Below are 23,757 nucleotides of genomic sequence, written 5' to 3' on the forward strand. Positions count from 1 at the left end.
ACTAGCTTGAGAAATGCCCCATATACCTCGGCGATCACCGGTTTTAAACCGGTTGATTGGCAGCAAATTAGTGGGTGGCAAACGGATGATTTAACCCAGGCATGGCCAGCTTGGTTAAAAAGCTGTGAGGCTTTACGTAAGCGTAAAAGTGAGGTGCAGTGGGCTGAAGTCTGCGCGCGGGTGATCGGTATTTCAGCCGAAGACGGGGTGGCAATTAGACGTTATTTTGAGACGTATTTTCAAGCGTATGAAACCTTTGCTTTAAGTAATAACAATTATTCTGGTTTGGTAACAGGTTATTACGAGCCCGTGATGAATGGCTCGCGTCAACGCACCTCTTTATTTACTGTGCCTTTATATGCCTATCCAAAAGCTTGGCAGAAGGTCAAACCCAATCCAGCACCAACGCGAGCTGAATTAATGAGTGCCAATAATTTAACTGGAAGCGAGTTGGTATGGGTTCAAGATCCCGTAGCTGCAGCATTTATGCAGATCCAAGGTTCGGGCAAGATTCGTTTAAATGATGGTCAAGTATTGCGTTTAGGTTTTGCTGGCACTAATGATCAGCCCTTCAAATCATTTGCCCAGTGGTTATTAAATCAAGGCTACATCACGCGTAGCGAAGCGACGATGCAAGGTATTCAACAATGGGCGCGTAACAACCCTCAGCGGGTAGAAGAAATGTTAAATGCCAACCCACGCTTTGTATTCTTTAAAATTTTGCCGAGCAATGTTGCTGCCGATCTTGGCCCCATTGGCGCCTTAGGTGTGCCATTGACAACAGAGCGCAGTATTGCCGTTGATCGATATTCTTTACCGCTAGGTGCCCCAGTGTTTTTGTCAACCACTCGGCCCTCGAGCACACAAACACTGCAACGCTTAGTGATGGCGCAAGACACAGGCACAGCTATTGTGGGGGCAGTGCGGGCTGATTATTATTGGGGTAGTGGTGAGGCAGCAGGAGAGCTCGCCGGACGGATGAAACAAGCAGGCCGAGCCTGGCTATTGTTGCCGCGCTAAGCCAAAAACCGTTGCGCAAGCTTAACCCAATAACTGACTCCAATAGGAATCAGGGCATCGTTAAAATCATAAGAAGGGTTATGTAAGTGGCACGGTCCCATGCCATGCCCAAGCGCACGGTGATCACCGTCGCCATTACCAAGAAACACATAGCAGCCGGGTTTTTCTAAGACCATAAAAGCAAAATCTTCCGCACCCATGGTCGGATCAATTTGTGCATCGACATGCCCCGCCCCAACTAAATCGGTGATAACACTGACGGCAAAATCCACTTCTTCTTGATGATTAATAAGTGGTGGATAGCTACGGATAAATTCAATTTCGGCAGTGCAATCGAAGGCGCCCGCAACACCATGGGTAATTTCACGCAGCCGGGTTTCAATTAGATCAAGTACTTCTAGGGTGAAGGTGCGAACCGTGCCACCAATAAAAGCGCTATCAGGAATGACATTGCTGGTTTCGCCCGCATGAAATTGGGTGATCGATAAAACCGCAGCGTCTACTGGTCGTTTATTACGCGTAATAATACTTTGTAGGGCTTGCACCACGTTCACGCCCGCAATGACTGGATCGGCACTATTGTGTGGCAAAGCAGCGTGCCCTCCCCGACCTTTAACGGTAATTTGAAAGGCATTACTCGATGCCATCATCGGTCCCGCCGTGACACCAAAATCACCAACCGGAATACCAGGCCAGTTATGCAAACCAAAAACGGCATCACAAGGAAATTGTTTAAAGAGACCATCTTTAATCATTTCACGAGCACCACCACCACCTTCTTCAGCGGGTTGAAAAATAAAAATCACGCTGCCTTTAAAGTCGCGATGATTCGATAAATATTGAGCTGCTCCCAAAAGCATCGCGGTATGACCATCATGGCCACAAGCATGCATCTTGCCCACGTGGCGAGAGGCATGGGCAAACGTGTTGTGTTCTTGAAGTGGTAAGGCATCCATATCGGCACGTAGACCAATCATTTTTCCAGGCCCAAGCTCACCATCTAAGCGGCCCACCACGCCAGTTTTGCCCATGCCGCGAACAAGCGGAATTCCCCAGCTTGATAGAGCCTCAGCCACTAAATCAGCAGTGAGCTTTTCTTCAAAACGGAGTTCAGGGTAGGCATGAATATTACGGCGAATGACCTGAATTTCAGCGGCGGAAGCAAGTATTTCGGGAAGTAGTTGCATAGTTTCATCTTAGCTGAAAGTGCAGGATGATGCTCTTTTCGGCTCAATTTTTGACAAAATTAGGGTAGTTTGAGGGATTTTTTAGCAAACTCTAAGGCGGATAAGGAATAAGGGGTATTCCCGCTTTTTTGCAGTTCAGGGGGTAAGTAGTCAATTACACCCAACAGAGGAGCGGAAATTCGCTCTTGTAAGCTTCTAAGGTTTTCTGCGAGTAGGGGCATCTGTGGATGTAAGCCATTAGCAACCCAGCCTGCCAGCTTAAGACCGCGCTGCTCAATTGCCGCTACAGTGAGTAAAGCGTGGTTAAGACAGCCAAGCCGCATGCCCACCACCAGGATGACGGGTATTTCTAGTAGCTCAACAAGATCGGCCAAATTCATTTCAGCATTCAATGGCACTAAAAAACCACCGGCACCCTCAACGATTACCGCGTCAACTTGTCGGCTTAACTGTTGATAGGCGGCGAGCATCACATTGCACTTCAGTTCAATACCGATTTGTGCCGCAGCCAAATGCGGGGCAACCGCTTGCTCAAGTTGATATGCACATAGCTGCGTGGCGGGAAGCCCGAGACCCGAGGCGAGCATGAGTGTTTCTAGATCTTCATTGATCAATTGATGATTGGCATTACGTTGCATTCCAGCTACTACGGGTTTAAAACCCGCGACGCGTGCAAAATGTTCTCGCAAGAGCAAAATCAACGCACCAGCAACGAGTGTTTTACCTATCTCTGTATCGGTTCCAGTAACAAAGTAATGACGATTCATATTATTGAGTATTGCTTGCCAGTATTGTTAATTCAATTTGCTTGAGGGTGTCGATCAATTCGCGCACTTCTGCAATGGTGTGACTTGCTGAAAATGTGACGCGCAGCCGCGCACTACCAGACGGCACGGTTGGCGGCCTTATTGCAGGAATCCAATAACCAGCCTCAGTTAAGCGCTGTGCCACTGCCAAGGCCGTTTTATTTTCACCCAAAATAATCGGCTGAATGGCGGTCGTTGAAGTCATTTTTTGCCAGCTCGAAAATACCATTTCTGCTTGCCACGTTGCAATTATTTGCCCTAGTTGTTGACGGCGCTGTTTACCTTCAGCAGACGTAATCAGCTGCAGACTACATAGCAATGCATGCGCGATCGCTGGTGGTGTAGCCGTGCTATAAATATAGGGTCGGGCTTTTTGCAAAATAAATTCAACTAAGGTCGCTTCGCCACAAATGAAGGCGCCACTAATGCCGGCGGCTTTACCGAGGGTGCCAATATAAATAAGTCGTTCTGAATGGAGTTGCAGCGCTTCTAAAATACCGCAGCCGTTTTCGCCTAATACACCAAAGCCATGAGCATCATCGACAATCAGTAGTGCGTCATGACGTTCAGCTAAGGCAAGTAACTCAGTGAGTGGAGCTAAGTCGCCATCCATGCTAAAGACCCCGTCGGTCACGATCAGTTTGAGTGCAGCAGTATCGCGTGCTAACTTGTGCTCTAGGTCGAGTAGATCATGATGATCAAAAATCACGGTATTGGCTTTGCTTTGGGCTGCCGCTAAACGCACCCCATCAATGAGCGAAGCGTGATTAAGCTTGCCAGAATAAATTGTCGTTGCGCTACTCGTAGAGTCATTTTCTAAGCTAGCTAAAGCAGTAATAGCACTCAGGTTGGCTAGGTACCCAGTGCAAAAAAACAAGGCACGGGCGTGAGGAATAAAAGGCGCTTGCAGACTTGCTAAGGCACCCTCTAAATTTGCATGAGCCATGCTGTGACCACTAATTAAATGAGAAGCGCCACTACCGGCGCCATATTTTTTGGCGCCCGCTGCTAAGGCAGCGATTAAGTCAGGATGGTTGGCGAGCCCTAAATAATCGTTACTGCAAAATGCCTTCAGCGGCCGCCCATCTACTGTGGGATGGGGGGTGCATGGCGAGCTTGTAGTACGCAAGCTGCGCTTGAGGAGGTTTTGATCAAGCTCTGCGAGGCGTGCTTGGGCTTTTATTAGGGCATGCATATTAGCGCGGTCGACCCGTAGCAAGGGTTTTATCAACAGCGGTACGAATTCTACTGGACATCAACTGGGTTTCTTCGGCGCTGAGTATATAAGGAGGCATTACATAAACGGTATTACCTATTGGTCGCACTAATACACCAGCTTCTAAGCCATGTTGAAACAGTTGCGGGGCAAAGTGGGGGGTTATTGCAGCAGAATGCTGCGCTGTATTTTTGACATCAAAAGCCAAGATCATGCCTTGTTGACGAAAGTGTTCAATTCGCTCATCTGTTTTGGCCCAAGCAAAAGCCTGATTTAACTCTTGCGCCCGTCCAAGGTTTTTTTCCAACACCTGCTCACTAGAAAAAATAGCCAAACTAGCTAAGGCTGCAGCACAAGCCAGTGGATTACCGGTATACGAGTGGGAGTGTAAAAAACCCTCACGCAGATCAGCATGATAAAAAGCGTAATAAATGGAATCAGTTGTTAGTGAAATTGAAAGAGGTAAGTAGCCGCCACTAATGCCTTTCGAGAGAGTTAAAAAATCAGGCCAAATGCCGGCGTGCTCACAGGCAAAAAAAAGGCCAGTACGACCACATCCAACGGCAATTTCGTCGGCAATCAAATGAATTGAGTAGCGATCGCAGAGCTGCCGTATTTGCTGCAAATAACTGGGCGAATGCATGGCCATTTGCCCCGCACATTGCACGAGTGGTTCGACAATAAAGGCAGCAATATGCTCATGTTCGCGAGCAAATAATTGTGCCACGTCCGCAACTGCACGCTGGGTAAACTCAGCAGCGGTTTCGTCTGGTAGCGCTTGGCGTAAGTCGGGCGACATCACGGTATGTACGGTTTGCAATAAGTCGCCGTAGGCTTGTCTAAAAATAGCGACATCAGTTACAGCCAACGCCCCTAAGGTTTCACCATGATAGCCATTAGCTAAACAAACAAATTGGTTTTTTTTGGCTTGTCCAGTCTTGCGCCAAAAATGGTGGCTCATTTTGAGGGCAATTTCGACCGCGGAGGCGCCATCCGAAGCATAAAAAGCATGACCTAAATTTCCCTGGGTTAAGGCGCTGAGTTTTTCTGATAATTCCACCACGGGTGGGTGGGTAAACCCCGCCAACATCACATGCTCAATTTTTTCTAATTGCGCATGAATTGCTTGGTTTATTTTGGGATTCGCATGGCCGAAAAGATTCGTCCACCAAGAGCTAATCGCATCTAAAATGGCGTGGTCATTTGCAGTGAAAAGCCAGGGCCCTTTGCCATGAGTAATGGCTACCAGAGGAAATAATTCATGCTGCTTCATTTGCGTGCAAGGGTGCCAAACTGCCGCAAGACTTCGTTTTACCCAGGCCGCATTGCTAGAGATGTTTGTCATAAGGGATATTTGAACACTAGTTTTTCTTTTTTTGGCGATTGCTTGGAAAGCCTTGCCTTCATAGGCTCTATGGCATGATTCATATTCTTGATAAGCATTAGAATAGAAAATAAACCGTGATGAACCCAACCCAAACTAACACCAAGCCATTAGTCCAACTGCAGAGGAAAGCTGCTGCAGGTAATGAATTGGCAAACAACACCGTTGCGAAGCCAGAGGCCTGGAGCTTGACGGCAGTGGCAGCGCTCTTTAGCTTGCCCTTGAACCAGTTAATGTGGCGAGCGCAAGAAACCCACCGCGCTTATTTTCCCGATGGCGATATTGAGTTAGCCACTTTAGTTTCAATTAAGACCGGCGGTTGCCCAGAAGATTGTGGCTATTGCCCGCAAGCAGCCCGCTATCACACTGGGGTTGAGGCCACTAAACTAATGACACTGGAGGCAGTTTTAGCCGCCGCTCAAGCAGCCAAAGCAGCGGGCTCGAACCGCTTTTGTATGGGTGCGGCTTGGCGAGAGCCGAAAGATCGCGATATTGAAAAAGTCGTTGCGATGATTCGGGGGGTTAAGGCGATGGGCCTTGAGACTTGCGCTACGCTTGGCATGCTAGAGCCTGAGCAAGCGAAAACCTTAAGCGCTGCTGGGCTCGATTTTTATAACCATAACCTCGATACCAGCGAAGATTTTTATTCTGAGGTAATTCAAACTCGAGTCTATCAAGATCGCTTAGATACGATTGACCATGTTCGGGCTGCAGGCATGTCAGTCTGCTGTGGCGGCATTGTGGGCATGGGTGAGTCGCGCGCCCAACGAGTGGCTTTCTTGACGCGCTTAGCGAACTTAAACCCATACCCAGAATCTGTACCAATCAACCATTTGGTTCCGGTAATTGGTACGCCTTTAGAAGCGCAAAAGCCCTTAGATCCCCTCGAATTTGTGCGGACGATTGCCGTGGCTCGTATCACTATGCCCAGTGCCCGCGTGCGCTTATCGGCTGGACGTCAAGAGCTCGGCAGAGCCGTACAAGCAATGTGTTTTCAAGCAGGCGCAAACTCTATTTTTTATGGTGAGCAACTACTCACTACCAGTAACCCAGAAGCAGAATATGACCGTGCCTTATTAGCCGACTTAGGCTTAAAGGTAAAAGAAACGTATAAAGTCGAGGTTGAGATTTAAATGTTCAGCTTAGCTGATCGCTTCATTAGTGAATTTGATGTGGCTTTGCGTTCGGTTGCGGGCGGTGCGGTTGCGCAGCGCCCAAGCCCTAGTCAGGCGCACTTAAACGCAGTTGATTTACCGCAGTTAGGCCCAACAGAAAGCGCCCATGCAGCGGGTTTAATGCGTATTAATCATGTTGGCGAAGTGTGCGCTCAGGCGCTTTACCAGGCGCAAAAATTACTCGCTCGTGACCCGCAAATTGGTGCGATGCTAGCCCAAGCAGGTCAAGAAGAGTTAGATCATATGGCCTGGTGTGAAACACGTCTAATCGAATTGGGGTCACACACGAGTTACTTCAATCCGTTTTGGTACAGCGGGGCGTTTGTCATTGGGTTACTTGCAGGCTTAGCCGGAGATCAATGGAGCCTTGGTTTTGTAGCAGAAACTGAAAAACAAGTTGAGCACCACCTAGACCATCATTTAAATACTTTGCCAAGTCATGATGTGCGCTCACGTGCCATTGTTGATCAAATGCGACTTGATGAAATAGAGCATGGTCAAGCAGCCTGGACTGCAGGCGCTCAAACATTACCAGAGCCCATAAAAAAAGCCATGGGCTTAGTTTCTAAAATAATGACGACCATTGCCTACCGAATTTAAAAGCCAATTTAAATGAATACTGTATTTAAAAACAGTATATTAAGCGATTTTTAAGTATTATTAGCTTAAATAGCTAAGACATAATCTCAAGTGTATTTTCCAAGCCCTTGTTTATTTTAAATATTTTATTGTCGTTAATTTCTTAAAAGAATTCGCTAAGTGTTTGTAATCACTAGAGAATTTACTAAAAAAACCCCTTAAAAGACTTGACCCTAAGATTCCTATCCTCTAAAGTGGGAGGAAGTGTGAAAAAGTGGGGTAATTTGTGTTTCAAGGCGCTTCAGCTCTTAATTTAGATGCAAAAGGTCGCATGTCTGTGCCGGCTAAGCATCGTGACGCACTTTTATTGCAAGGTGATGGTCGCGTCACCTTAACAAAACACCCCGATGGTTGCTTATTGGTTTTTCCGCGCCCTGAATGGGAAGCTTTTCGTGCGCGAGTCGCGCAATTACCAATGGATGCGCATTGGTGGCGCCGGATTTTTTTAGGTAATGCCGCTGAAATAGAGCTTGATGGCTCAGGAAGAATTTTGATTAGTCCTGAATTGCGAGTTGCAGCAAGTATTGAACGCGAAGTCATTTTGCTGGGCATGGGTAGTCATTTGGAGTTATGGGATGCCCAGATTTACTCCAGTAAAGAGCAGGCCGCAATTGCCCAAGGCATGCCTGAGGCCCTTAAGCAATTTTCTTTTTAATGATCGGGCAACATGAACTATTCACATCGCCCAGTGTTGCTGGCCGAGGCGGTGACAGCATTGACAGGCGGCAAGTTGAGCAGCAATGCAGTGCTAATCGACGGCACATTTGGGCGCGGTGGTCATTCCCAAGCTTTACTCAACATCCTCAGTCCGCAAGCGCAACTATTGGCCTTCGACAAAGATTTAAGTGCGCTTGCCGCTGCCCAAACAATAACCGACTCTCGTTTCACCATTGTGCACAGCAGCTTTGCAGCGATAGCGCAATTTGCGAAACCAGCATCGGTCGATGGGGTATTACTCGATTTAGGAATCAGCTCGCCACAAGTCGAAGAGGCGGAGCGCGGTTTTTCATTTCGTCGCGATGGCCCGCTCGATATGCGGATGGATACTTCGCAGGGCATTACTGCGCTGCAATGGTTGGAACAAGCAAGTAGTGAGGAAATAACAGAAGTGATAAAGATTTATGGCGAAGAACGATATGCTCCAGCAATTGCCCGCGCAATTGTTGCTGAGCGCACCGCCGAAAAATTACCTCAAACAACTGTAGGCTTAGCGCAATTAATTGCCAAAGTAGTGCGTTCACGCGAGCCAGGACAAGATCCTGCAACCCGTACCTTTCAGGCTTTGCGTATTTTTATTAATCGTGAATTAGATGATTTGCAATTGGGACTACAGGCCGCATTAACAGTCTTAAAACCCGGAGGTCGTTTAGTCGTTATCAGCTTTCATTCCTTAGAAGATCGCATCGTTAAGCAATTTATGCGGGCGCATGCCACGGTAGAAATGCCGCGAAAGTTACCCGTACGTGCGAAAGATCTGCCACAGGCAGTGCTCAAACTTATTGCCCGTGTGCGCCCCAGCGCTAGCGAAATCACCGAAAATCCCCGCGCACGTTCAGCAGTGATGCGTGTGGCTGAAAAGCAGGGCACTGACGCATGAATCGCGCAACCCTTACCTTGCTCGCTTTACTTTTAATCTGTGCTTTGTCTTTGGTGGCGGCCCAGCAGAAAGCCCGTAAGTTATTTATCGCAATTGAACGTGCACAAATGGAAGAGCGTCGTTTAAATCAAGAAGCCCTACGCTTGGAATACGATCAACGGACGTTATCAAAATCAGCGCGCATTCAAGATAGCGCTCGTAATCAGTTGCGTATGCTACCGATTACACCAGATCGAACTTTGTATCTGAAGGATGCGCAGTGAAGCCACTCGGTTTTTCTACTTCGCCGAATTTGGTACTTCGGCTACCGATGTGGCGCTCACGTCTCATGCTGTTTTTATTATTTTTTGCTTTTATGATGTTGGTACTAAGGGCATTATGGATTCAGGGTCCAGGTAACGCCTTTTACGAAGCGAAAGCAATTAAAGGGACGCAACGGGAGCTTGAGCTTTCAGCTAGTCGCGGAAAAATATTAGACCGCAACGGACAGGTGATTGCAACGAGTTTAGAAGCAAAAGCAATTATTGCTTATAACGATGTCGTACCAGATAACCTTGCGCCAGAAAAAATTCGTCAATTAGCCCAGCTATTGCAAATTAGCGAGCTTGAGCTGCGTAAAAAATTACGCGATGAGCGTACCCAACTATTTTTAAAGCGGCAAGTTGAGCCCCAAGTTGCCCAAGCTATTAAGCAATTAGAAATACCGGGCATTGCTATAAACAACGTCTACCGCCGCTATTATCCCGAAGGCGAGGCAATGGCTCATGTCGTTGGCTTTACTAATGTTGAAGATCGCGGACAAGAAGGGATGGAGTTATCTCACCAGAACGAATTGGCTGGGCACGCGGGCAAACGTAAAGTCGTAGTCGATCGCTTGGGTCGCGTGGTTGAGGAAATGGCAATTTTGCAATTACCTCAAAATGGTAAAGATTTGCAGTTGTCGATTGATAGCAAAATTCAATACTTAGCCTACAACGCAGTAAAAAATGCGGTCGAACAACACCATGCAAAAGCTGGTGGGGCAGTAGTAATTGATGTTCAGACCGGTGAAATTTTAGCTTTAGCTAATTGGCCAAGTTACAACCCCAATGATCGCAGCCACTTAAGTGGCGAGCAGTTAAGAAATCGGGTGCTTACCGATACCTTTGAGCCTGGCTCAACCATGAAACCATTTACCATTTCGGCGGCTCTAGAAAAAGGTATCGTGCAGCCAAGCACTTCAATGGCTATTGGTGCGAAGTTTTTAGTTGGACCCAAGCCCATTACTGATACGCATCCTTACGGTATCTTAACGGTTTCACAAATTATCCAAAAATCGAGCAATATTGGCACGGCTAAAATTGCTTTACAGATGCCGCCTAAAGATATGTGGGACTTATATACCGCAGTGGGCTTTGGGCAGGCGCCGAAAATTGGCTTTCCAGGTGCAGTGAGTGGTACTTTGCATCCTTATCAAAAATGGGTACCAACGGATCAAGCGCGCATTGCTTTTGGTTATGGAATATCCACGTCATTATTTCAAATTGCTCGCGCGTATTCTGTTTTTGCCCGTGACGGCGAGCTCATTCCCTTAACAATTGAGCGTAGCCCCGGAACGAAATCAGGCCCCCGCGTCATGTCGGCTAAGACTGCAATTGAAATGCGCGATATGTTGGAATTAGTTACCGAGCCGGGAGGTACAGCAACTAAAGCACGTGCTGAGGGATATCGGGTCGGTGGTAAGACAGGTACATCACATAAGTTTTCTGGTAAGGGCTATTCGGCGAATCAATATCGTGCTTATTTTGCCGGCCTTGCTCCCTTAAGCGCTCCCCGCATTGTCGTTGCCGTGATGATTGACGAGCCCACTGGTGGTAGTCATTATGGTGGCGATGTTGCTGCGCCAGTGTTTTCAGCCATCGTTGGGGAGACACTAAGAACCTTACACGTTGTACCCGACACCACAGTAAAACAAATGGCTTTAAAGAATTTTGATCCAGTCGATCAGGTAGCGCCAAACATCAACGCACAAAAAGTGGTACTGAAGCGATGAGGGTGACTGAATTGATTAAGCCAAAAGACCTCATCCAAACTTTGCACAGTTTAGTGAAAGCGGATGCACAGATCACCTTAGATACACGGCAATTACGCCAAGGCGATATTTTTTTGGCTTATGCCGTTGGTCATGGGAAAGACTTAAACGATAACCGTCAATATATTGATCAAGCTATTGCGCTAGGTGCAGGTGCAGTCCTCTTTGATCAGCAAGCAAGTGAGCAAAACAAAGGCCTTAAACCATTTACTTTTCGCGAACGCTTAGACTGTATAGAGGTACCGCAGCTCAGCAGTCGCGCTGGACCCCTCTGTTCTGAATGGTATGGATTTCCAAGTCGCCATATGAATGTAATTGGGGTCACAGGCACCAATGGCAAAACCACAGTTACTCAATGGTTGGCAAACGCCTTAGATTCAGCAAAAAATCTTGCCGGCGAACGCGCAGCACTAATCGGTACCTTGGGCGTTGGTTTTCCTGGGGCCTTAGATAAAACTGGCTACACCACCCCCGATGCACCGCGTTTGCAAACCGAATTAGCGCGATTACGTGATCGGGGCGCGCAGTTTGTCGCTATGGAGGTTTCATCACATGCCCTTGAGCAGCAGCGAGTTGCTGGTGTGGAATTGACTGCAGCCATTTTTACTAATTTAAGTCATGATCATTTGGACTATCACGGCAGCATGGCTGAATATGCGGCAGCAAAAGCAACTTTATTTCAGCAAGCGGGTTTACAGTTGGCAATTATTAATTTAGACGATGTCTTTGGTCGCGAGCTAGCCATCCAACTACTCACCAAAGAGAGCAGCAAAGATAATCTTGCAGTGTGGGGCTATGGCTTAAGCGCAAAGGCATTTGCTGGCTTTGAAAAATGGCATAGCCGCTTAAAACGTGTCTATGCCCAGAACACTCAGCTACAACAAGCAGCTTATACCACCGAGTTTGTTAGCGAAGCTGAGCAACCAGAAGAAATTTCAGCAGCCATCATCGGTGAATTCAATCTTAGTAACTATCTCGCTGTTTGGACTACATTACGGGCTTTGGGTTTTTCTGCTGCCGAAGCTACTTCGCGCTTAAGCCGAGTGCAGCCAGTGCCAGGCCGCATGGAATTGATGTCACCCTCTAAATCACGTCAAGCAAAAGGGCCTTTAGTCGTTGTCGACTATGCCCATACGCCTGATGCACTAAATAAAGTCTTGCAAGCATTACGCCCCATAGCAGTTCAGCGAGGTGGTGAAGTGTGGTGTGTGTTTGGCTGTGGCGGAGACCGTGATGAAGGTAAACGGCCGCAAATGGGGCAGGTAGCCTTTGCGGGTGCCGATCACATCGTTGTCACGAGTGATAATCCGCGTTCAGAAGATCCAGAAAAAATTATTGCCATGATTTTGGCGGGGATGCCCTCTACTACCACGATGTTGGGATCATCCATACTCAGTATTACTGATCGTGCAGCCGCAATACTAGCTGCTGTGCGTAATGCGCAAATGAATGATGTCATTCTAGTGGCGGGTAAAGGCCATGAATCAAGCCAAGAAATTCGTGGTAAGCGGGTTGAGTTTTCCGATCAAACTCATGTTCAGCTAGCTCTAGGAGATAGAGCTTGAGTGCAGTAATGACAAATTTAGCGGCAATTCATGCCATGTTGCCACGCAGCCGCTTATTAAATATTTCGCCGGCAGCGGCCCAAGAATTAGCAATTCGATCGATTGGCAGCGATAGCCGTCAAATTTCAAAAGGTGAATTATTTGTGGCCTTGAGTGGGGAGCGATTTAATGCACATCAATTTTTAGACGAAGTACACCAGGCTGGCGCAAGTGCAGCGTTAATTAGTGAAAGCGAAAAATGTCCTGCTGATTTTCCGGCAGTTTGTGTTAGCAATACTCGCTCTAGTTTAGGTGAGCTAGCGCAAGCATGGCGAAGCCAATATGATTTACCGTTAGCAATTGTGACTGGTAGTAATGGCAAAACCACAGTTAAAGAAATGATTGCAGCAATTTTCAAGGTGGCAGTAGGCGACGCTAAAGCATTAGCAACTCAGGGTAATTTTAATAATGATATTGGCTTACCATTAACCCTGTTACGCTTACGTCCCGCACACACTTTAGCCGTAATCGAGTTGGGCATGAATCATCCAGGCGAAACCGCGCAATTAGCTACGCTTGCGCAAGCCACAATTGCCATTATTAATAATGCACAGCGCGAGCACCAAGAATTTATGGGCAGCGTTAACGCAGTGGCTGAAGAGCACGCAGCAGTACTCGCAGCTTTACCTGCGAACGGTACTGCAGTTTTCCCCGCAGACTCGGAATTTACCCCGCAGTGGCGCCGCGCTGCTCATACTTGTAACATCATTGATTTTGCGTTACAAGGAAATACGCCAGTTGCTGCTGCAGTAATGGGGCGGCTTTTAGAGCATGGCGCATTGGCCATACATACTGCCCAAGGGGAAATTGAGGTGCGCTTAGCTACCTTAGGCCACCATCAGCTATGTAATGCGCTCGCCGCAACTGCGGTTGGTTTAGCTGCCGGAGTTGATTTACAACAGATTCAACGTGGACTAGAAAATTTCACGCCCGTAGCCGGTCGCATGGCAGGTAAATGGCTGAGCCCTACACGCTTGTTAATAGATGATAGCTACAATGCAAATCCCGATTCGGTAAGGGCAGCAATCGATATGCTGCAGCAGAGCGGTAAAGAGTCTTGGCTAGTATTGGGCGATATGGGTGAAGTGGGCACACAGGGCCCTGAGTTTCATCGCGAAGTGGGCGCTTATGCTGCCGCTTGTGGAGTGAGTCGTTTATTTGCAATTGGCGAGCAAAGTGCCTATGCCGTTAGTAGTTTTAATGCACTAGAAGCCCATGCCAAACATTTTGTAAACATGGAAGATCTTTGCAATACCTTAAATCAACAACTGGCTTTACGTGATGAAAGAGCTGACTTACAAATATTGGTTAAGGGTTCTCGATTTATGCGCATGGAACGGGTCGTGCAAGCCTTGTTACAGGAGGCTAAAGCATGCTCCTAATGTTGGCCCAATGGTTACAAGACGATTTTGGCTCTTTCCGCGTTTTTAATTACATTACTTTTAGGGCGGTGCTCGCGACCTTAACTGCCCTATTAATTGGCTTAGTGTGTGGACCTTGGGTAATTCGCAAACTCAGCGCCTTAAAAATGGGTCAAGCAGTGCGTAATGATGGACCGCAATCCCATTTAGCAAAATCTGGTACGCCTACGATGGGCGGAGTACTAATTTTACTGGGCATTTTTATTTCCTGTATGTTGTGGGCCGATTTAAGCAATCGCTTTATTTGGATTGTGCTGCTCGTCACTTTTGGATTTGGTCTGATTGGCTGGATTGATGATTATCGGAAGGTAACCAGGCAAGATCCTAAAGGCATGTCATCGCGCGAGAAATTTTTTTGGCAAACATGCATCGGCCTATTTGCGGCACTCTATTTAGCTTTTTCAGTTTCAGAGGTGAATAACCTAAAGGTACTTCAGCTATTTTTAGATTGGATTAAAAGTGGCTTTACTTTAGATCTACCGGCTAAGTCCAATTTATATTTACCTTTTATGAAAGAGGTGAGCTATCCACTGGGCGTTTTTGGCTTCATTATTTTAAGTTTTCTCGTCATTGTGGGTAGTAGTAATGCGGTGAATTTAACCGATGGTTTAGACGGACTGGTGATCATGCCAGTCATTTTGGTGGGGGCGGCATTAGGCGCTTTTGCCTATGTCATGGGCAATGCTATTTACGCTAAATATTTACTCTTTCCATACATTCCTGGTGCTGGCGAATTACTCATTTTTTGCGGCGCGATGGGGGGTGCAGGCTTAGCTTTTCTTTGGTACAACACCCACCCAGCCCAAGTATTTATGGGCGATGTCGGGGCGTTAGCTTTGGGTGGCGCGCTGGGCACAATCGCCGTCATTGTGCGCCAAGAGATCGTTTTATTTGTCATGGGCGGAATTTTTGTCGCGGAAACGTGTTCAGTCATGTTGCAAGTTGCCTGGTTTAAGTACACCAAGAAAAAATATGGCCAAGGTCGACGAATTTTTAAGATGGCTCCCCTACATCACCATTTTGAATTAAGTGGTTGGCGTGAAACCCAAGTGGTAGTGCGCTTTTGGATTATTACGATTTTATTAGTTTTAGTCGGATTATCGAGTTTGAAGTTAAGGTGAAAAACAGGAAATGATGCAAGGATTAAATCAAGCTTTTTTAAATATCAAGACTGAACAAGGTTCAGTTGTGCCGAATCATTTTTTAGTACTTGGTCTGGGTGAGTCTGGTTTAGCAATGGCCAAGTGGTGTTTGCAGCATGGCGCCACGGTAGATTTAGCTGATACACGCGCTCCTGCTTTGCTATCAAATCAACAGCAAGCTGCCCTTGAGGAATTAAAAACACAAGGCTTAGGTCAGTTATATTTGGGTAATTGGACAGCAGGTGAGCTAGAACAGCAAATAGCAGTGATGTGCGCTGGAGTGTCTGTGATTGGTATCAGTCCAGGCTTATCACCTTTACAAGAGCCATTAAAAACCATCTTGAGTTACGCGCATAGTCATGCGCTAGTAGTATGGAGTGAGATTGAATTTTTTGCGCGTGCCTTAACTGCGCTGCAGCTGGAGTTTGGTTATCAACCTACGGTACTAGCAATTACGGGTACGAATGGAAAAACTACAAGCACAGCTTTAACTCAGCAAATTTGTGAGCGCGCAGGAAAAAAAGTAGCGATGGCTGGCAACATTAGTCCAGCAGCCTTAAGCAAGTTAAGTGCTTGTCTTGATGAGGCCAATACCCTACTGGATTTGCCCGAAATTTGGGTTCTTGAGTTATCCAGCTTTCAGTTGCAATATACCGAGAGTTTGAATGCCACTGCAGTAGCAATTCTCAATATTACCCAAGACCATTTGGATTGGCATGGTGATATGCAGGCCTATGTTCAGGCCAAGGCAAAAATCATTGGCACCAATAGTATTTGTATTTTAAATCGCGATGATCCTTTGGTATCAAACCTTCGATTGCCAAAAGAACAAACTCGGCAGAGTGTGATTACATTTGGTGTGGGTTGCCCAACTGAACCTGGAGCGTTTGGTATTGAACATGATTTGCGCGCAGGCGGGATCGATTGGTTAGTGTGGGCTGAAATCGATGAAGAGCCAGAGAGTACGCCGAAACGACGTCGTAAAGTCAGCGGCGTTGAACAGACAGAGTTACGATTAAAGCGCTTAATTCCAGCGGATGCGCTCCGCATTCGCGGTCGCCATAATGCGCTCAATGCCTTAGCTGCGCTCGCCTTAGCACGCTGTGCTGGGCTACCGATGAATATCTTGTTGCATGGCTTACGTGAATATCGGGGTGAGCCGCATCGGGTTCAAAGTGTGGCTGTAATTGAGGGTGTTGAATATGTTGATGATAGTAAGGGCACGAATGTTGGTGCAACGGTAGCTGCACTCAATGGCCTTGGCGCAACTACAGCAAGTAAACAGATTTGGCTGATTGCTGGTGGCGACGGCAAAGGGCAAGACTTTAGTCCATTGCGTGAACCGATTTTACGGTTTGTAAAGGGTTTAATTCTGATCGGTAAAGATGCGCCTCTCATCCGTGCTGTACTTGAAGATAGCTTTGCGAGCAATGACATCGACTGTGTGCAGGTCGATTCATTAAGTGCGGCGACCCAATTGGCTGCTCAACGCGCCCAATTAGGCGATATTGTCTTGCTCTCGCCAGCGTGTGCAAGCTTCGATCAATTTCGCGACTATCGACATCGAGCAGAGGTTTTTGCGTCTGCAGTCACTGAGCTAGAAATGCAATTTAATTCGACCAATCAACCCGTTGGGGCTGCAGTATGAGCGTCAAAGAAAAATTATCCTTAGCCCAGCGCTTAACTCTGATGCGGTTTTGGAATTTTTCACGCGGCGGCATTAATCAATTTCATAGCGGACTAAAAGATGCTGTCTCGGGGGTTGAGCAAACTCGCTCGCGCATGATGGAGTACGACCAGTTATTAGTTTGGGCGGTTTTGTCATTAACATTAATTGGCTTGGTGATGGTGTATTCCGCTTCAATTACATTAGCCGATAGCCCTAAATACGCAAATTACAGCAGTAATTTTTTCTTATTTAGACACTTAATTTCTTTATCTATTGCCTTTGCAGTAGGCGCTTGGGTCTTTAGGGTACCCGTGAAGACTTGGGATCGGTTGGCCCCAAGCATTTTTATTTTTACTGTAGTGCTCTTAATCGCGGTATTAATTCCAGGTATTGGCAAAGGGGTCAATGGCGCAAGACGCTGGATTCCCCTAGGTCTCATGAATTTTCAGCCCTCTGAGTTAATGAAATTTGCCGTACTCATTTTTGCTGCTAGTTACACCGTCCGGCGCCAAGAATATTTACATTCATTTGTTAAGGGATTAGTGCCCATGGGTTTAGCGGTCGCGATGGTGGGCACCCTTTTGATGTGGGAACCCGATATGGGCGCTTTTGTAGTGGTCGCCCTAATCGCTTTTGGGATTTTATTTTTAGGTGGTATTAACGCTAAATTATTTGGCGGACTGATCACGATTGGTATTTTAAGCGCGGCCATCATTATTGTTTTATCCCCATTTCGGCGCGGCAGAATCATGGCTTTTTTAGATCCATGGCAAGTTGAAAATGCCGCAAATAAGGGATACCAATTAACCCATTCATTGATGGCATTTGGGCGCGGTGAATGGTTTGGAATTGGCTTGGGGGGTAGTGTTGAAAAATTAAATTACTTACCAGAAGCGCACACGGATTTTATTTTGGCAGTGATCGGCGAAGAATTGGGTTTTGTTGGTGTGCTGGTCATCATTTTCTTGTTCTACTGGATCGTGCGCCGCGCATTTTTAATTGGCCGCACCGCCTTACAACTCGATCGGAGTTTTGCCGGCTTAGCTGCTAAAGGTGTTGGCATTTGGATTGGCTGGCAGGCCTTTATCAATATGGGTGTGAATTTGGGTCTATTACCGACCAAGGGACTTACATTGCCTTTAATTAGTTATGGCGGCTCGGGTATTTTGATGAATGTGGTGGCGTTTGCCTTATTACTCAAAATTGATTATGAAAATCGAATCTTAATGCGCGGGGGAAAGCTGTGACAAAACCTTCCATCTTGGTCATGGCAGGGGGTACGGGAGGCCATATTTTTCCAGGTCTTGCAGTGGCAGAGCTATTGCGCAGTCGGGGCTGGCAAGTAGCTTGGTTAGGTCATGCCAAAGGCATGGAACAAGGCTTGGTAACTGCTCGCGGCTTTAGTTTTGAGGCAGTGCAATTTGGAGGTTTACGCGGCAAAGGGTGGTTAACAAAATTACTATTACCCTTTAATTTATTACGTGCTTGTGCGCAAAGTTGGCGCATTATTGCGCGTCTAAAGCCCAGCGTGATATTAGGAATGGGTGGTTACATCAGCTTTCCTGGCGGCTTAATGAGTTTCTTATTGCAAAGACCATTAATTATTCATGAATCTAACGCCATAGCTGGAAGTGCCAATCGCCTCTTAGGGCATGTTGCAAATAAAGTATTAACCGGCTTTCCTCATACGCTTGCAAAAGGGGAGTGGGTCGGAAATCCGATTCGTGCCGAGTTTAACGAAATAGCTGAACCTAAACTACGTTACGGCCAGCGGCAAGGCTCGCTGAATGTTTTGGTTGTAGGCGGAAGTTTAGGTGCTCAAGCATTAAATAAAGTGTTGCCTGCAGCTTTGGCTTTAATACCTTTTGCACAGCGTCCAAAAGTGATTCATCAGTCGGGCGAAAAGCATTACAGTGAACTTAATTTACGTTATGAGGAGCATGGCGTAGCGGCTGAAGTATTGCCTTTTATTGCCAATATGGCAAACGCATATGCCCAAGCCGATGTAGTAATTTGTCGGGCTGGTGCAATGACTGTTTCAGAGTTAGCCGCGGTTGGAGTGGCGGCTTGTTTAGTGCCCTTCCCCGCTGCTATAGATGACCATCAAACAGCTAATGCACAATTTTTAGCGACTGCAGCTGCGGCAATTTTATGGCCTCAAACCCAATTTAATGCACCTGATTTAGCACGCCAAATTCAAGCTTGGACACGCCCAGAATTACAAGCAATGGCTGAACGTTCTTATGCGCTTGCTAAACCCAATGCAACTGAACAGCTTGCTACGATCTGTAAGGCAGTAGCGGGGGTGCCAGCTTGAAACATATTGTGCAACAAATACACTTTGTTGGCATTGGTGGAGCCGGTATGAGCGGCATTGCTGAAGTACTATTGAACTTAGGCTATCAAGTTTCGGGCTCAGATTTGGCTGCAGGAGCAGTCACTAAGCGCCTTGCAGAACTAGGTGCGGTAATTCATCTAGGTCATGCAGCTGAAAATATCGGCACGGCAGAAGCGGTCGTTATTTCAACCGCGGTGGCTGGCAATAATCCCGAAGTGTTAGCAGCGCGTGCAGCAAAAATTCCCGTCATTCAACGAGCGGTGATGTTGGGTGAATTAATGCGCTTAAAACAAGGCATTGCAATTGCGGGCACGCATGGCAAAACTACTACCACTAGTTTAGTAGCCTCTGTACTAGCAGAGGGCGGGCTTGATCCGACTTTTGTGATTGGGGGAAAGCTGAATTCAGCCGGCGCTAATGCACGTTTGGGGCAAGGCGACTTTATTGTGGTTGAGGCAGACGAGTCAGATGCTTCTTTCTTGCAATTATTTCCAGCTATGGAAGTGATTACAAATATCGATGCTGATCACATGGACACGTATAAGCATGATATGGCGCGATTAAAACAGGCCTTCGTGCAATTTACGCAGCGCATGCCATTTTATGGTGTGGCCGTTTTATGCGTCGATGACCTTAATGTGCGCGACATTATTCCGTTTGTATCACAGCCCGTCTTACGCTACGGCATTGCGGCCGATGCCGATATTCGCGCGAGTGAAATTAAAGCTGATGGTACGGTAATGCATTTTAGGGTTGAGCGGCGGACAGTTAGGCGTCATGGCGTAAAGCCAGGACCCTTGCAAATTACGCTGAATTTACCCGGCTTGCATAATGTGCGCAATGCCTTGGCGGCGATTGCCATTGCCACCGAATTAGGTGTCAGCGACCAGGCAATACAAGTCGCGTTAGCGCAATTTAGTGGTGTTGGTCGGCGGTTCCAGCGTTACGGTGAAATTCCTTTAGATGCGGGGGGTAGCTACACATTAATTGATGACTATGGTCATCACCCAGTAGAAATGGCGGCCACACTAGAAGCCGCTCGAGGCGCTTTTCCGGGCCGCCGTTTGGTGCTGGCATTTCAGCCTCACCGATATACTCGCACGCGCGATTGCTTTGGCGATTTTGTGGCAGTTTTGCGTAGTTTTGATGCGCTGGTGTTAACGGAAATTTATCCCGCGGGCGAAGCGCGAATAGCGGGTGCTGATGGTAAAAGCTTGCTGCTGGCAACGATTGCTAAAGAGCGTTTAGATAATAAAAATGGCTTAAGCCAAAACGCAGCAGTATTTGTTTCCCAGGTTGCTGAAATACCAACAGTTTTAAAAACAGTCCTGCGCGCCAATGATGTCTTGATCACGATGGGGGCAGGATCAATTGCCAGCTTACCGCACTTGTTAAGTGAGGCGCACCATGGCTAATTCAATCTTAGCCAAGAGCACATGGGGTGAGCGGGTAGCACGCGATCTCAGTACTTTGAACCCTCAGTCATTAGGTAAGGTGGGTGTTTTATTAGGCGGTCGTTCAGGCGAGCGAGAAATTTCCTTGCTATCTGGCAATGGAGTTTTAGAGGCCTTACGCGCAAAAGGGGTTGATGCACATGCATTTGACACCGGCCTACGTAAGCTCACTGAAATAGCTACGGCCCATTTTGATCGCGTCTTTATTGCTTTACATGGCCGCTTTGGGGAAGATGGCACCATTCAAGGCTTACTTGAACTACTCAATATTCCTTATACAGGTAGTGGCGTGCTAGCTTCTGCGTTAGCGATCGATAAAATTGCTACAAAGCGTATTTGGATGAGTAGTGGTTTAGCTACGCCACAATTTGAACTGCTTAGCGCAAGCAGCGATTGGTCTGCGGTCGTGCAAAACCTAGGGCTCCCACTCATCGTTAAACCTGCGCATGAAGGATCTTCTTTAGGCTTGACCAAAGTGCAAGCGCTTGAGCAATTACCAGATGCATATGCTCTAGCGCTTAGCTTAGATAAAAAAGTCATGGCCGAATCTTGCATTATTGGTCCTGAGCTTACCTGCCCACTTGTAGGTGAAGGTGAAACTGCCGAAGCCTTACCAGTAATTCAGATTATTCCACCCAATGCTAATTACGATTTCCATCACAAATACTTCTCTAATGAAACCCAATATTTATGCCCTACAGAACTCGATGAAAAACTAAATCAAGCCGTACAAAGATTAGCCCTCGATGCGTATCGCGTATTAGGATGCAAAACTTGGGGGCGGGCTGACATCATGATTGATGAGAGCACTAGACAGCCGTATTTACTTGAGATGAATACTTCGCCTGGCATGACTTCGCATTCACTTGTGCCAATGGCAGCAAAAGCAGCTGGCGTTTCATATAGCGATTTAGTGCTCTGGATTTTAAGTCAATCATGAGTCAATTTTTATCTCGTTTAACTGGTATTACAAGCTTTGTGATGGCGCCGTTATGGAACAATGCCCAGCGCATGCAGTACCTAACTAAATGGCTTATCCGTAGCTTTGTCGTGCTGATGGTGATAGGTTTATTGGTGTGGTTAAGTCAGCGCCCGATATTCACTCTGCAACAAATTCAAATTGAGCCCGTCGGTAGTCAAGCGTTAAAGCATATTAATTTACCGATTGTGAAAAATCAAATCTTAGAAAAAGTGCAAGGTAATTTTTTTAGTGTGCGGCTAGAGGATGTAAAGCGCTCCTTTGAGGAAATGCCTTGGGTACGCCGGGCTAGCGTGAGACGTTCTTGGCCTAATGGCTTGGTTATTGGCATTGAAGAGCAAATACCCCTTGGTACTTGGAATAGTACTGAAGGCCAAAAATTAATTAATGCGGCAGGCGAAGTATTTAATGGCAACGTAGCCGAGGTAGACGAGGGAGTAGTTTTGATCAGTTTTAGCGGGCCCGAAGGTAGCGGTAAAGAAGTAGTGCGTCTCTATCAAAAAGCCAATGACTGGTTTAAGCCTTGGGATGTCAAGGTAAGCACACTCAATCTGACTGAGCGATATGCCTGGAGTGTGAAGCTGACGAATGGTCTACGAGTGGAGTTTGGTCGCGACGAAGAGAATATGAGTCAACATTTAACTACTGAACGGGTTGCGCGGTTAATAAAATATTGGCCTCAGGTTCAAGCAAAGTGGCCAACCCAAATTGATGCCGTTGACTTGCGTTATGGCAACGGTTTCGCAGTGCATATGGCAGCAAATAATTCAAAAAGGATAAGCACTAAATGAGTAAGGACAATCGCGATCTGTTGGTCGGCCTAGATATTGGAACCTCGAAAGTGGTAGCTTTAGTGGCTGAACTAACACCCGACGGTAATTTTAATGTTGTTGGCGTGGGGCAAACCACTTCAAAAGGCTTAAAAAAAGGTGTCGTAGTCAATATTGAGGCAACGGTGCTATCAATTCAAAAGGCCCTAGAAGAAGCAGAAGTGATGGCTGATCGCCGCATTGTTCAAGTCTTTACAGGTATCGCGGGTAATCATATTGTGAGCTTTAATTCTAGTGGCATGGTCGCCATTCGCGATAAGGAGGTTGGCCCAAGTGATGTAGAGCGAGTTTTAGAGACCGCTAAAGCAATTAATATTCCCACCGATCAACAAATTTTACATATCTTAGTACAAGAATTCATCATTGATGGCCAAGAAGATGTGCGCGAACCCATTGGTATGAGTGGCTTGCGGCTAGAAGTTCAAGTGCATATAGTGACGGGCGCAGTTAGCGCAGCACAAAATATTGTGAAGTGTGTACGCCGTTGCGGGCTTGAGGTGAATGATTTAATTTTACAACCCTTGGCATCAAGCTTAGCTGTGTTGACCGAAGACGAGAAAGAATTGGGTGTGGCTTTAATTGATATTGGTGGTGGTACTACTGATATTGCGATTTATTGTCAAGGTTCGATTCGACATACCGCAGTAATACCCATCGCCGGCGATCAAATTACGAATGATATTGCGATGGCCTTGCGGACACCCACTTTAGAGGCGGAAGATTTAAAAATTCAACATGGCATTGCGCGGCAAGAAATGGCAGACCCCAACATCATGATCGAGGTTGCAGGTGTAGGTGATCGTGAGCCAAGGCCCATGTCAAAACAAGCTTTGGCTGCAGTGATCGAGCCGCGGGTTGAAGAGTTATTTATCTTAGTGCGCGATGTGATGCGTGAATCGGGTTATGAAGAGTTGGTTGCGTCAGGCATTGTTTTGACAGGCGGATCGGCCTTAATGCCCGGCATGGTTGAGTTAGCCGAGCAAGTTTTTTTGCGCCCAGCACGTATTGGTGTGCCTGAATATCGCGGCCATTTACATGAAGTCTTACGCAGCCCACGTTTTTCAACCAGCATTGGTCTTTTGCTTGAGGGACAGGCCCAATTATTGCGAGGTCGGCGGATAGCCGATTCAGGAACCTTTGAAGGCGTTGTTTCGCGCCTCAAGGAATGGTTTACAGGAAATTTTTAGTTTTTTTCATCGTCGTCAATGTCACACTAAGGAGGATT

Annotated in this window: 21 protein-coding genes; 17 read left to right on the forward strand and 4 right to left on the reverse strand. The window is 46.9% G+C overall.

The window, feature by feature from the left end:
* The first annotated feature begins 6 nt into the window (after positions 1-6).
* On the forward strand, positions 7-1,020 hold the full coding sequence (locus LZG75_RS02150) for a murein transglycosylase A (protein ID WP_233934877.1): 1,014 nt from the start codon (positions 7-9) through the stop codon (positions 1,018-1,020).
* On the opposite strand, the gene LZG75_RS02155 is transcribed toward LZG75_RS02150, so the two are convergent.
* From LZG75_RS02155 to bioA, 4 genes are read right to left on the reverse strand one after another with little or no spacing between them, the layout of a single operon-like run.
* The gene (locus tag LZG75_RS02155; protein WP_233923199.1) at positions 1,017-2,207 is read right to left on the reverse strand and encodes a M20 aminoacylase family protein; all 1,191 of its coding nucleotides are present in this window, start codon (positions 2,205-2,207) and stop codon (positions 1,017-1,019) included. The two genes, LZG75_RS02150 and LZG75_RS02155, sit on opposite strands and share 4 nt — an antisense overlap.
* Before the next feature lie 59 nt (positions 2,208-2,266).
* Positions 2,267-2,974 carry a dethiobiotin synthase gene (gene bioD, locus LZG75_RS02160; protein WP_233934878.1) on the reverse strand — a complete coding sequence of 236 codons (708 nt, stop codon included), beginning with the start codon at positions 2,972-2,974 and terminating at the stop codon, positions 2,267-2,269.
* 1 nt (position 2,975) lies between these two features.
* Positions 2,976-4,208, reverse strand: coding sequence for an 8-amino-7-oxononanoate synthase (gene bioF / locus LZG75_RS02165; protein WP_233923386.1), 1,233 nt, complete (start codon positions 4,206-4,208; stop codon positions 2,976-2,978).
* Position 4,209: 1 nt separating this feature from the next.
* Positions 4,210-5,574: an adenosylmethionine--8-amino-7-oxononanoate transaminase gene (bioA, locus tag LZG75_RS02170; protein WP_233934879.1), complete on the reverse strand. Its 1,365-nt coding sequence runs from the start codon at positions 5,572-5,574 to the stop codon at positions 4,210-4,212.
* Positions 5,575-5,693: 119 nt separating this feature from the next.
* Between bioA and bioB the strand changes: the two genes are divergently transcribed.
* The 16 genes from bioB (at position 5,694) to ftsA (ending at position 23,719) form a co-directional block, all read left to right on the forward strand.
* Positions 5,694-6,746, forward strand: a complete 1,053-nt coding sequence (bioB, locus tag LZG75_RS02175) for a biotin synthase BioB (RefSeq protein ID WP_233934880.1) — start codon at positions 5,694-5,696, stop codon at positions 6,744-6,746.
* On the forward strand, positions 6,747-7,388 hold the full coding sequence (gene coq7 / locus LZG75_RS02180) for a 2-polyprenyl-3-methyl-6-methoxy-1,4-benzoquinone monooxygenase (protein ID WP_233923195.1): 642 nt from the start codon (positions 6,747-6,749) through the stop codon (positions 7,386-7,388).
* Between the two features lie 265 nt (positions 7,389-7,653).
* Positions 7,654-8,082 carry a division/cell wall cluster transcriptional repressor MraZ gene (mraZ, locus tag LZG75_RS02185; protein WP_233923194.1) on the forward strand — a complete coding sequence of 143 codons (429 nt, stop codon included), beginning with the start codon at positions 7,654-7,656 and terminating at the stop codon, positions 8,080-8,082.
* A gap of 12 nt (positions 8,083-8,094) precedes the next feature.
* Positions 8,095-9,024 carry a 16S rRNA (cytosine(1402)-N(4))-methyltransferase RsmH gene (gene rsmH, locus LZG75_RS02190; RefSeq protein WP_233934881.1) on the forward strand — a complete coding sequence of 310 codons (930 nt, stop codon included), beginning with the start codon at positions 8,095-8,097 and terminating at the stop codon, positions 9,022-9,024.
* On the forward strand, positions 9,021-9,287 hold the full coding sequence (gene ftsL, locus LZG75_RS02195) for a cell division protein FtsL (RefSeq protein ID WP_233923192.1): 267 nt from the start codon (positions 9,021-9,023) through the stop codon (positions 9,285-9,287). The genes rsmH and ftsL overlap by 4 nt, the downstream gene beginning before the upstream one ends.
* The gene (locus LZG75_RS02200) at positions 9,284-11,056 is read left to right on the forward strand and encodes a penicillin-binding protein 2 (protein WP_233934882.1); all 1,773 of its coding nucleotides are present in this window, start codon (positions 9,284-9,286) and stop codon (positions 11,054-11,056) included. The genes ftsL and LZG75_RS02200 overlap by 4 nt, the downstream gene beginning before the upstream one ends.
* On the forward strand, positions 11,053-12,660 hold the full coding sequence (locus LZG75_RS02205) for a UDP-N-acetylmuramoyl-L-alanyl-D-glutamate--2,6-diaminopimelate ligase (protein WP_233934883.1): 1,608 nt from the start codon (positions 11,053-11,055) through the stop codon (positions 12,658-12,660). Before LZG75_RS02200 ends, LZG75_RS02205 begins: the two co-directional genes overlap by 4 nt.
* Before the next feature lie 8 nt (positions 12,661-12,668).
* Entirely contained in the window at positions 12,669-14,081 is a 1,413-nt protein-coding gene (gene murF, locus LZG75_RS02210) for a UDP-N-acetylmuramoyl-tripeptide--D-alanyl-D-alanine ligase (protein WP_370635176.1), read from the forward strand.
* Positions 14,072-15,241, forward strand: a complete 1,170-nt coding sequence (gene mraY, locus LZG75_RS02215; RefSeq protein WP_233923188.1) for a phospho-N-acetylmuramoyl-pentapeptide-transferase — start codon at positions 14,072-14,074, stop codon at positions 15,239-15,241. The genes murF and mraY overlap by 10 nt, the downstream gene beginning before the upstream one ends.
* A gap of 10 nt (positions 15,242-15,251) precedes the next feature.
* The gene (murD, locus tag LZG75_RS02220) at positions 15,252-16,910 is read left to right on the forward strand and encodes a UDP-N-acetylmuramoyl-L-alanine--D-glutamate ligase (protein WP_233923187.1); all 1,659 of its coding nucleotides are present in this window, start codon (positions 15,252-15,254) and stop codon (positions 16,908-16,910) included.
* Positions 16,911-16,951: 41 nt separating this feature from the next.
* Positions 16,952-18,178, forward strand: a complete 1,227-nt coding sequence (gene ftsW, locus LZG75_RS02225; protein ID WP_233923385.1) for a putative lipid II flippase FtsW — start codon at positions 16,952-16,954, stop codon at positions 18,176-18,178.
* Entirely contained in the window at positions 18,175-19,248 is a 1,074-nt protein-coding gene (murG, locus tag LZG75_RS02230; RefSeq protein WP_370634746.1) for an undecaprenyldiphospho-muramoylpentapeptide beta-N-acetylglucosaminyltransferase, read from the forward strand. The genes ftsW and murG overlap by 4 nt, the downstream gene beginning before the upstream one ends.
* The gene (gene murC, locus LZG75_RS02235) at positions 19,245-20,684 is read left to right on the forward strand and encodes a UDP-N-acetylmuramate--L-alanine ligase (RefSeq protein ID WP_233934885.1); all 1,440 of its coding nucleotides are present in this window, start codon (positions 19,245-19,247) and stop codon (positions 20,682-20,684) included. Before murG ends, murC begins: the two co-directional genes overlap by 4 nt.
* Positions 20,677-21,663 carry a D-alanine--D-alanine ligase gene (locus tag LZG75_RS02240; protein WP_233923185.1) on the forward strand — a complete coding sequence of 329 codons (987 nt, stop codon included), beginning with the start codon at positions 20,677-20,679 and terminating at the stop codon, positions 21,661-21,663. The genes murC and LZG75_RS02240 overlap by 8 nt, the downstream gene beginning before the upstream one ends.
* Entirely contained in the window at positions 21,660-22,493 is an 834-nt protein-coding gene (locus LZG75_RS02245) for a cell division protein FtsQ/DivIB (RefSeq protein WP_233934886.1), read from the forward strand. Before LZG75_RS02240 ends, LZG75_RS02245 begins: the two co-directional genes overlap by 4 nt.
* Positions 22,490-23,719, forward strand: a complete 1,230-nt coding sequence (ftsA, locus tag LZG75_RS02250; RefSeq protein ID WP_233923183.1) for a cell division protein FtsA — start codon at positions 22,490-22,492, stop codon at positions 23,717-23,719. Before LZG75_RS02245 ends, ftsA begins: the two co-directional genes overlap by 4 nt.
* Positions 23,720-23,757: the final 38 nt, after the last annotated feature.

Origin of the sequence: Polynucleobacter sp. IMCC30063 (assembly GCF_021395235.1) — a bacterium.
In the GTDB taxonomy this organism is placed as follows: Bacteria; Pseudomonadota; Gammaproteobacteria; order Burkholderiales; family Burkholderiaceae; genus Polynucleobacter.

Coding starts and splice junctions, on each gene's coding strand:
- LZG75_RS02155 (WP_233923199.1), bottom strand. CDS start 2,207: ATGCAACTACTTCCCGAAATACTTGCTTCCGCCGCTGAAATTCAGGTC.
- bioD (WP_233934878.1), bottom strand. CDS start 2,974: ATGAATCGTCATTACTTTGTTACTGGAACCGATACAGAGATAGGTAAA.
- bioF (WP_233923386.1), bottom strand. CDS start 4,208: ATGCATGCCCTAATAAAAGCCCAAGCACGCCTCGCAGAGCTTGATCAA.
- bioA (WP_233934879.1), bottom strand. CDS start 5,574: ATGACAAACATCTCTAGCAATGCGGCCTGGGTAAAACGAAGTCTTGCG.
- bioB (WP_233934880.1), top strand. CDS start 5,694: ATGAACCCAACCCAAACTAACACCAAGCCATTAGTCCAACTGCAGAGG.
- coq7 (WP_233923195.1), top strand. CDS start 6,747: ATGTTCAGCTTAGCTGATCGCTTCATTAGTGAATTTGATGTGGCTTTG.
- rsmH (WP_233934881.1), top strand. CDS start 8,095: ATGAACTATTCACATCGCCCAGTGTTGCTGGCCGAGGCGGTGACAGCA.
- ftsL (WP_233923192.1), top strand. CDS start 9,021: ATGAATCGCGCAACCCTTACCTTGCTCGCTTTACTTTTAATCTGTGCT.
- LZG75_RS02205 (WP_233934883.1), top strand. CDS start 11,053: ATGAGGGTGACTGAATTGATTAAGCCAAAAGACCTCATCCAAACTTTG.
- murF (WP_370635176.1), top strand. CDS start 12,669: ATGACAAATTTAGCGGCAATTCATGCCATGTTGCCACGCAGCCGCTTA.
- mraY (WP_233923188.1), top strand. CDS start 14,072: ATGCTCCTAATGTTGGCCCAATGGTTACAAGACGATTTTGGCTCTTTC.
- murD (WP_233923187.1), top strand. CDS start 15,252: ATGATGCAAGGATTAAATCAAGCTTTTTTAAATATCAAGACTGAACAA.
- ftsW (WP_233923385.1), top strand. CDS start 16,952: ATGCGGTTTTGGAATTTTTCACGCGGCGGCATTAATCAATTTCATAGC.
- LZG75_RS02240 (WP_233923185.1), top strand. CDS start 20,677: ATGGCTAATTCAATCTTAGCCAAGAGCACATGGGGTGAGCGGGTAGCA.
- LZG75_RS02245 (WP_233934886.1), top strand. CDS start 21,660: ATGAGTCAATTTTTATCTCGTTTAACTGGTATTACAAGCTTTGTGATG.
- ftsA (WP_233923183.1), top strand. CDS start 22,490: ATGAGTAAGGACAATCGCGATCTGTTGGTCGGCCTAGATATTGGAACC.